Raw genomic sequence first — 1,652 nt, 5'->3', positions numbered from 1 at the left:
CGGGGTCACTCTGTCCCCCCCCGGGCCACCCCGCCCGAAGCACCCTCCCCGCGCCTTGGAGCTGCCGATGACGGCCACCGCCGTACTCACCGCCCGCGCCCTCCTGCTGGACATGGACGGCACCCTCGTCAACTCCGACGCCTCCGTCGAACGCGTCTGGCGGCGCTGGGCCGACCGGAACGGGCTCGACGGCGACGAGGTCATGAAGGTCGTGCACGGACGTCAGGGATACGCCTCGATGGCCCTGCTGCTGCCCGGCCGCCCGATGGAACAGAACCACGCCGACAACGCCCGCATGCTCGCCGAGGAGACCGCGGACACCGAGGGCGTCGTCGAGGTGCCGGGCGCCCGCGCGTTCCTCGCCTCCCTGGAGGGACTGCCGCACGCGCTCGTGACCTCCGCCGACGTCGCCCTGTCGACGGCGCGGATGGCCGCCGCCGGGCTGGAACAGCCCGGCGTGCGGGTGACGGCGGAGTCCGTCGGTGCGAGCAAGCCCGACCCCGAGGGCTTCCTGAAGGGTGCGGCGGAACTGGGCGTCGACCCGGCCGACTGCGTGGTCTTCGAGGACTCCGGTGCGGGCATCGCCGCGGGCCGCGCGGCCGGGATGCGGGTCGTGGGCATCGGCCCCCGGGCCGGCCTCCACGCCCCGGACGTGCTCGTACGCGACCTGACCCAGGTGCGGGTGGAGGCGGCGGCCGACGGCACGATCCGGTTGCACGTCACGGATTAGCCTTCCGGGGGCCGCGCCCTCACGGCCCGGGCTCCCGGCGCCGGGCGTGTCCGGGGCGGCCCGTGCACACCACCCGACGTGCCGCGGACGGGACACGGCCCGGGACGCGGAGGGCTGCGACTCGCGCGACCCCGTCCGTAGTGGCTTTCGAGACTCCGTGGGGTGGCGGGCCGGGTGCCCTCCCGGGTCTCGCGGGCCCCGCGCGGGCCGGTGTGCGGCGCCGCGTGGGCCGGTGGGTGGTCCCGCATGGGCCCGGGGGCGTCACGGCTCCTGGGTTTCCGCCTCCAGGCGGGCCCGGGTTTCCGGGCCGTAGACGCTCAGCTCGGACTGGAGGCCCCGGGACCACTGGTAGTTGCGCAGGGATTCCTCCACGCGGCGGTTGAACTGGCCGTTGATCTCGTCGTTGTAGAGCCACATCTGCTTCAGGCGGAGTTGCAGTTCGGCGACCTCCGCGCCGCGGTCGCCGCGGCGCAGCACCGGGCCGGTGCCACCGCCCCCCTCCTCCTCCGTGTCCTCGGCGGAGTCGGTCGACGCCGTGGCCGTCGGGGTCGAGGACGGTTCGGCGGACTCCGACGGGCTCGCCGACGTGGTGGACGCCGACGGCGACGGCGAGGCCGACGTGCTCGCGCTCGCCGAGGGGGAGGCCGACGGGGAGGCGGACGACGAGGGTGCGGCGGAGGACGCACTGGCCGACGGCTCCGCGGAGGGCGAGGCGGACGACGACGGGTCCGGGACGCTCGCCCTGACCTCCTCCGGCGCCGCGCCGTCCCGGGACGGCGTCTCGTAGGAGAACACTCCGCTCGCCCACCCCGCCGCCCCCACCACGGCGACCACGGCCCCGGCGACCGCGAACAGCATCCCGCGGCGGCGCCGGCGCGGCGGTTCCTCGTCGGTGTGCGCCGGGCCGGGCGCGGCGGGGACG

At 76.4% G+C, this 1,652-nt stretch carries 3 protein-coding genes; 2 read left to right on the top strand and 1 reads right to left on the bottom strand.

Going from position 1 to position 1,652, the window contains the following annotated elements:
• Window positions 1-67 precede the first annotated feature (67 nt).
• Complete coding sequence (locus tag B7767_RS28530; RefSeq protein ID WP_085574682.1) at window positions 68-730, top strand: HAD-IA family hydrolase; 663 nt, start codon at window positions 68-70, stop codon at window positions 728-730.
• A gap of 261 nt (window positions 731-991) precedes the next feature.
• Here the strand turns inward: B7767_RS28530 and B7767_RS48430 are convergent, their stop codons facing one another.
• The gene (locus tag B7767_RS48430; protein WP_256923603.1) at window positions 992-1,207 is read right to left on the bottom strand and encodes a peptidoglycan-binding protein; all 216 of its coding nucleotides are present in this window, start codon (window positions 1,205-1,207) and stop codon (window positions 992-994) included.
• Between the two features lie 7 nt (window positions 1,208-1,214).
• On the opposite strand from B7767_RS48430, the gene B7767_RS48425 reads away from it, so the two are divergent.
• A complete protein-coding gene (locus B7767_RS48425; protein WP_256923602.1) occupies window positions 1,215-1,517 on the top strand; it encodes a hypothetical protein in 303 nt (100 codons plus the stop codon).
• Window positions 1,518-1,652: the final 135 nt, after the last annotated feature.

Source organism: Streptomyces sp. 13-12-16 (assembly GCF_002114215.1).
Taxonomy (GTDB): domain Bacteria; phylum Actinomycetota; class Actinomycetes; order Streptomycetales; family Streptomycetaceae; genus Streptomyces.
Note: the sequence above shows the minus strand (reverse complement) of the source record. Positions and strands in the feature narration are given on the sequence as shown.